General features: G+C 62.8%; 4 protein-coding genes, 1 tRNA gene and 1 pseudogene. 3 read left to right on the top strand and 3 right to left on the bottom strand.

Annotated features, from left to right (window positions below; translation table 11 throughout):
* Nucleotides 1–754, top strand: a pseudogene (locus CSQ87_RS11290) (Ig-like domain-containing protein); the annotation flags it as partial.
* 709 nt (nt 755–1463) lie between these two features.
* Here the strand turns inward: CSQ87_RS11290 and CSQ87_RS05115 are convergent.
* Entirely contained in the window at nt 1464–3110 is a 1647-nt protein-coding gene (locus CSQ87_RS05115) for an N-acetylmuramoyl-L-alanine amidase (protein ID WP_165776746.1), read from the bottom strand.
* A gap of 520 nt (nt 3111–3630) precedes the next feature.
* Between CSQ87_RS05115 and CSQ87_RS05110 the strand changes: the two genes are divergently transcribed.
* Nucleotides 3631–4851 (top strand): PfkB family carbohydrate kinase, encoded by a 1221-nt coding sequence (locus CSQ87_RS05110; protein ID WP_165776745.1) that lies wholly within the window; start codon nt 3631–3633, stop codon nt 4849–4851.
* 157 nt (nt 4852–5008) lie between these two features.
* Nucleotides 5009–5097 (top strand) — tRNA-Ser (locus CSQ87_RS05105).
* Between the two features lie 123 nt (nt 5098–5220).
* On the opposite strand, the gene CSQ87_RS05100 is transcribed toward CSQ87_RS05105, so the two are convergent.
* Both CSQ87_RS05100 and CSQ87_RS05095 read right to left on the bottom strand, forming a co-directional pair.
* Nucleotides 5221–5664, bottom strand: a complete 444-nt coding sequence (locus tag CSQ87_RS05100; protein ID WP_279324841.1) for a VapC50 family PIN domain-containing toxin — start codon at nt 5662–5664, stop codon at nt 5221–5223.
* Between the two features lie 135 nt (nt 5665–5799).
* Entirely contained in the window at nt 5800–6213 is a 414-nt protein-coding gene (locus CSQ87_RS05095; protein WP_100512802.1) for a helix-turn-helix domain-containing protein, read from the bottom strand.
* Between the last annotated feature and the right edge of the window lie 669 nt (nt 6214–6882).

Genomic DNA, 6882 nt, shown 5'->3' with positions numbered 1-6882 from the left:
GTGGCCCTACATCTACTCCGGACAGTTCGCCAAGGGCGGCTCGTTCGTCGTGCAGGGCACCGTCTCCGGCACCAGCGTGAAGGCCAAGGCCACCGTGAAGGTGACCCCGGTGGTCAAGTCGATTCCGGCGATCACCGTGAACACGACGGCAAAGACCGCGCCGAAGCTGCCCGCAACGGTGAAAGCCGTGTACTCGGATGGCGTGACCCGAAACGTCAAGGTGACGTGGCCGTACATCTACTCGGGCCAGTATGCGAAGGCCGGATCGTTCAGCGTGACCGGCACGGTTGCTGGCACCAGCGTGAAGGCCCGTGCGACGGTTCGCGTGGCGGCCAAGCCGGTGGTGAAGCAGGTGCCGGTGTACCGCGTGTACAACCGCAACTCCGGTCTGCACCACTACACCACGAACGCCTCGGAGCGCAACATGCTGGTGCGCCTCGGCTGGCGTAACGAGGGCACGTCGTTCATCACGGTGGCCAAGGGCACTGCGGGCGCCAAGCCGGTGTACCGCGAGTACAACCGTCACAACGGCAACCACAACTGGACGATGAACAAGAAGGAGCACGACATGCTCGTGCGCCTCGGCTGGAAGGACGAGGGCGTCGCCTGGTACGCACCGAGCTCGGGCAAGAACGTCTACCGTCTGTACAACCGCAACTCCGGCGAGCACGTGTACACGATGAGCTACGGCGAGTACGTAGGCGTCCAGCGTGCCGGCTGGAAGGGCGAGGGCGTCGCATGGAAAAGCCTGTAATTGAAGGCACTGCCTTCAATCAGGCTTTTGCGAAGGGCCGCCACTACCGGCGGCCCGAAGCCAACAAAGCGCGGTCCCGCTTCGACGGGGCCGTCCCCAATTGCGGGACAAGCCTGTAATTGAAGGCACTGCCTTCAATCAGGCTTTTGCGAAGGGCCGTCGCCGCCGGCGGCCCGAAGCCAGCAAAGCGCTTGCCGTAAGGCAAGTCCTCAATTGCGGGACGAGCCTGTGATGACACACCTTGCCTTCCCTCTCTGGGGGGGGGCGAAGTGCTTCGGGCCTTCGCTCGCCTGTCGGCTCGCCTGAGCCCTAAAAACGCCGCTGGCGTTTTCTTGACAGGCTCAGCCTAAGGGGAAGCTGTCGGCGTGAGCCGACTGATGAGGGTGATGTAGCGAAGCTTCGCCCGTCACCTCATCAGCCCGAAACCATCAACCCGCGGCCCCGCTTCAGCGGGGCCGTCTTTTATTGCAAGCCTGCGATTCCCTAGGCTTCGTCTTGCCCCCGCAGGCGGGGGCTGGCTGCCGTAGGCAGACTGGGGGTGGTCGAACTCAGCGACAATTTGACCACCCTCAGTCCGGCACAGCCGGACAGCTCCCGCCAGCGGGAGCATGTGCAACGTGCACCCGGTAAGGGCGCACTGCCACGAACAGTCCACCGGCAGTCCACTGGACTGTTCGTCCGGCGGGAGCAAGACCCCCTCAATCTACGATCACCGACTCCGCCAGGCCACGCCTTCGCCGTGCCATCCGGCCTTCACCACGGCCAGATATTCGCCGTAGCTGGTGGTGTACACATGCTCGCCGCCGCCGTTACCGCGTCCGTCGCGCATCTTCTGGTATCGCTTCGGGTTGTACAGTCGATACACGTTGGTCGGCCCATAGGGGTCGACGTACCACGCGGTCTTCTCACTGCGCCACCCGGCCCGGAGCAGCATATTGTGTTCGGCGCGGTTCATCGTCCAATTGTGGTTGCCGTTATTCGGATTGTATTCGCGGAACACCGGCACGGTACCCTTGGCACCCCATTCGGCCGCATGGAACGACACCCCTTCATACCGCCATCCCGCAGCCACCGCGTTCAGCACTTCGGCGAACGACGTAGTGTAGTGGTGCAGTCCGGAATTGCGGTTGTATACGCGATACACCGGGTTGCCGGTCTGCGGCCCGTCGAGCATCAGCTGCACCGTGTTGCGGATCGTGCCCATGCGGGCCCACACCTGCTTGCCCGGGCAGTCGGTGTAATTCGCCGGATCGGAGTGATGCGATGCGGCACCATGACCGGTGATGCGGTCCTGCCGGCCCCGATACTGGAACGAATCCTTGGCGTTCTTGATGCCCAGTCCCTGAAACTCCCATGCGATCGCCGCCGACAGCGATTTGATCGCCGCGGTGGTCGGCCCGGTGGTCTCATGCGTGCCGAGCAGCACGACGCCGAAGGTCGCGGCGTTGAAGCTGCGGGTGTGGGCGCCGATTACGCGGCTGGCCTGTACCACCTGATTTGCGACGCCTTCGCTGCGTCCCTCCCAGATGCCGCCGTACTTGTCGACCAGCAGGTTGTAACCGATGTCACCCCATCCTCGGCCCCCGTTGGCCGCGGAGGTGTGGAAGTTGTAGATGCCGTTGATGATCGCCGGCACTTCGGCGCGGGAATACCGGTTGCTGATGTCGGCGTGGTGCACGGTGGCGCCATACCATTCGCCGCTGCGGTCCGGCGGCCAGGTGGTCGGCGGATTGCTGTCGTTCCACCATTCCTCGCGGGTGTGGATGCGACCCGTGTAGGTGTTTGCGGCCTCGGTCGTCTGCGAATCGCCGCCGGAGACCCCGCTACCATCGGTTGCGGAAGCGCTACCGTTGGTTGCGGACTCGGTTTCCGAGGACGATCCCGATCGCGACGACGCCGAATATCCAGAGTCCACGGTCACCAGTTTCGCCTCGGTGATGGTCTGTCCGGCCTTCGGGGTCAGACGCGCCTCGGCGCGGGTCGCATCGCCCACATAGTATGGCGCGCTCACGCCCATCACGCCCTGATCCTCATCAACGGCGTCGATCGTGATCCAACCGGTCCATGACCCATGCTGCTGCGATCCACCCTGCCGGTACCGGATCTGCAGGGCCGGGGCCTTCGACAGATCGGTCATATCGGTCTGGGTCCAGGTCACGCCGATCGTCGCCAGACCGGTCAGATCGGCTCCCGCGGTCAACGATCCCGACGCGGACGCCGAACCACCACCGGATTTGCCGGACTTTCCCGGCTGGCCGGACGCGCCCCCGTTCAGTCCCGCAAACGACTGTTCCCGGGTCGCGGGCTTATGATCCTTGGCCACGCCGGTCACCCCGGTCGCATCGTCCTTCGCCACGGTCCCGACTCCGGAAACCCCCTGTTTTGCCACTGCTAAGGAAACCGATTCCGCAGTCTGGTCTGTCACGGTCCGACCCGCCGTAGTCTGACCCGCCGTGCTCCCTGTTGTTGCACTTTCAGCGGCGTTCGCCACACCCATCGGCAGCAATACCCCGATGGCGGCGATCACCCCGACCGTGACGCGGCCCAACACGCCGCGACGACGTCCACTCATCTCAAACCCCTCTCTGATGAACAATCGCCCCCAGCTTAGCCCCCCAACCAGAACTTTCCCATCGACCTGATCGTCGCGGGACCGACCCCCGCAAGACGGCACAATCATCCGCAATGTCTATTGTTCCGCCGGACCGCAGAACCTACAATGAGAACCAGAGTCAAGACCGAAGGCGAAGGGGCCCGAGGCAGACCGATCGCAATATTTCCCGATATTCGACGATGTGATGATCCGACGACGCACGCCGCATCCGAACGCCGACTCCCTTGGCCCCACAGCACGGTCATGTTCCAAGGAGGCAACCATGTCAGTCATCAGCAACACCCCGAGGCAGGAAGACGACCGCACCGGCAACCGCGGGGGCACCGGCCGGGTCATCTCGCTCGGCGAAGTGGCCGCGGACATCATGATCAGCGTGGGGCAGCTGCCTCATCCGGGCGGATTCTCCTTCGCCGACCGCAACTACATGACGGTCGGCGGCAGCTACGGCACCCTGCAGGCGGCCGCACGGCTTGGGGTCGAATCGCAGCACGCCGGCGTGATCGGCAACGGACCGTGGGCCACCATGATCCGCATGGCCATGGAACGGGACGGGATCACGCATATCGGTCAGGACCGGCTTGACGAGGATTCCGGATTCCGCGTGATCGTCGGCGACGGCGGCACCCGAAAGACGGTGATCGTCTCGTACGGCGCGGAGGCGCATGGCGAGGCGGACGCGTTCGACATGATCGAGCCCGCGCCGGGTGACGTGGTGCAGATCAGCGGCAATACGCTGGTGAACCGGACGGCGAGCGCGGTGTATGCGTTTCTGCGGCGGACGGACGCGCATTGGGCCGATTACGGGGACGGTCTCGGCGGCAGCGAGGGCGATCGGCATCATCTGCTGGCCGATGAGACGGCGGCGCTGGGCGTGAAACCGGGCGGTGCGGAGACCGACGGTCACATGTCCGAGGCGGAACAGTCCGATGTGGAACGACCGCCGCGCCGACCGTTCCATCTGGTGTTCAATCCGATGGGCATGAGCGGGCATCTCAATGATTCGCTGCTGGAGACGCTGATTCTGGCGCGGCCGATCTGGTCGTGTAACAAGGAGGAGGCGAGGATGCTGGCCCATCGGCTGGGGGTGGCGATCACCGAACCCGAGCCGATTACGGTGAACGGCAGCACCGACGCCGCGATGCCGGAACTGTGCGACGGGCTGGGCGCGGTGCTGGATGCGCCGCTGATCGTGCGCACCGGGGCTACGGGCGCGTGGCTGTGGGAACCCGGGGACGATGGCGACGCCGACGGCTCCTCGCTGATGCATATCGAGGGATATGCGACCAAGGCGCTGCACACCCAGTCCGCCGGACGATGCCATACGGGTGCGTTGTGCGCCATGCTGGCACGCGGCGCGAATCTGGAGGATGCGGTGGAGCTGGCGAACGCAGCCACATCGATCGCGGTGTCCCGGGCCAACGAGGGCAGCGGCGCGCCTGAGTGCCCCACAATGGAGGAGGCGATGGCGCTGGTTGCCGGCTGATCGCCGGGGAGTGAGGGCGGCGGGGAGTGAGGTGAGTGTCGGATCGGCGCGCCAGCGCGACACGCCGATCTGACACGCCAAGTTGGCGACACCGGAATCCTGTGTTATCTTATTCGAGTTGCCTAGCGAGCGTTCTCACGTGCTGGCTAGTGCACACGGAGGATTCGCCTAGTGGTCTATGGCGCACGCTTGGAAAGCGTGTTGGGTGAATAGCCCTCACGAGTTCGAATCTCGTATCCTCCGCCATCGCCGGAACCCTTGATTTCCAAAGGATTCCGGCTTTTCGTATCAGCCGGAATCCGCTTAGGGGTTATGGGCCCCAAATGCGATATGACGCCGACAGTTTGAACGACGGAAGAAACCATCGCCCTAACAGGTTATCCGCTCCATGTCATCGGCGAATCCGTTCAGGCGCAGTTTGCGCAAGTGTGCCAGTTCCTCGGTCATGGTACGTGGCGGATTGTCCTTACTGGACACGACAGCGTTCATCGCATTCACGACGCCGGCTTGGTCGCGCTTGAGCATCAGGCTCAGGAACTCGTCCGGATGCACGGCCTCCACCATATACCGTTCGAGACTCCGCGGCGGGAAATCCTTGAGGTTGTACGTGACGATGTAATCGGCGCCGGCGGACAGGGCAGCGGCGAGCACGTGCCGGTCGTCCGGGTCCGGCAGATCGAACGCCGCTTCAAGATGTTCCCAGCCGTAGACGCAATGGGTGGGATTCATCGGCGTGATGAACGAGAGCAGACGATCCGCCTGTTCCGGCGTACGGTTGCGTATTTCAATGAGCGAGCGACGCACCTCCTCCAAAATACGTTCGGATCATACGGCGTCAATCACTTGCTCCTCATCCAGTGTGAGCATGATGTCGAGCAGCCAGACCGCGGGAAAGACATTGGCGTCGAGCAATACGACGGGTTTTGTCACGATATCGTCTCCGGTCCGTCAGTCGAAATCGGCGACATAAGCGGCATCGTCCTCGTCATACAACCCCATCTCCGAGGCCGCGCGGCGCATTGAGGCCAGGGAGCGTTCCATCCGCTCGCGTTCCTGCTTCTGGTAGTCCATTACATCGACCACATCCACCATGCGACGGCCCGTGGCGCCATTGCGGGTGAACGGCAACCTACCGGAATCGAGGATGCGGGACACCGTGCGCGCCGAGCAGTTCAGCAACTTCGCCGCCTCACCGGTCGTGATCATGCGGCGGCGCCCCATCACACCGAATGCCGCGTTCAACGCCACCTCATACGCCTCGGCGCTCAACTCCACCACATCACCGTCCGAACCGACGAGCGCACGGTCACCACGCGGGATCGTCGTCCCCTCGGCGCGCGGCATTTCAAGTACAGCAGTCATGGTTCCTCCTTGCCTTGTCACCATGCTACCGATTCCTGACAAAACGGACAACAGTCGGAATCGCCTTACCGATTCGCTACGTCTACACTGAATTCAGTGTTGAATAACTGAATTCAGTGTATTCAGCGTAGAATTCAGCAAAAGCGATGCCGCAACACAGCCATCGACGCAGCGAACTCACGTGGATTCCACGCCGCGCAACACCGTGAAGCCCCGTCACGACACGCCGTGGACGTGGTAATGAAGGTGGTACGGCGAGCGCGCAAATCCCGCAAACCCCAAGCGGCAGTAAGGCGGAGCCGGACTGAAGGTTGGGGTCTCGCATCCTCCGCCATCAGGGGTTTCGGCAGTTCGCCGGAACCCTTTTTTGTTACCGAAACGCCGAAAATGTGGGTTATAGGCATTCTGGTCTATAACCCTATAACCCCATTTATGCAACGAATATGCCAAGTTTGGTATCCAAATCCCTCATGTCCAAACACCGCAAGAACAATCCAAATGGCCTGACGGTTCAGACGTGCAGCCGAAACTCCATCCACATCCCACAGACGTTCCCGCCATCCTGTTTGGCATCTCACCAACCCGAACCCGCACCCCAACCTAGGAACTTTTCCCACACTCACTTCCTAGGTTCCTAGGTAACTTCCTAGGTACAGGTTCGGGTTCAGA

This window comes from Bifidobacterium simiarum, assembly GCF_002802905.1.
Lineage (GTDB): Bacteria > Actinomycetota > Actinomycetes > Actinomycetales > Bifidobacteriaceae > Galliscardovia > Galliscardovia simiarum.
This window is presented reverse-complemented; position numbering and strand designations above follow the sequence as displayed.

Excerpts from the sequence above, each read along its gene's own strand:
- CSQ87_RS05110 (WP_165776745.1), top strand. The coding sequence starts at position 3,631 with ATGTCAGTCATCAGCAACACCCCGAGGCAGGAAGACGACCGCACCGGC.
- CSQ87_RS05095 (WP_100512802.1), bottom strand. The coding sequence starts at position 6,213 with ATGACTGCTGTACTTGAAATGCCGCGCGCCGAGGGGACGACGATCCCG.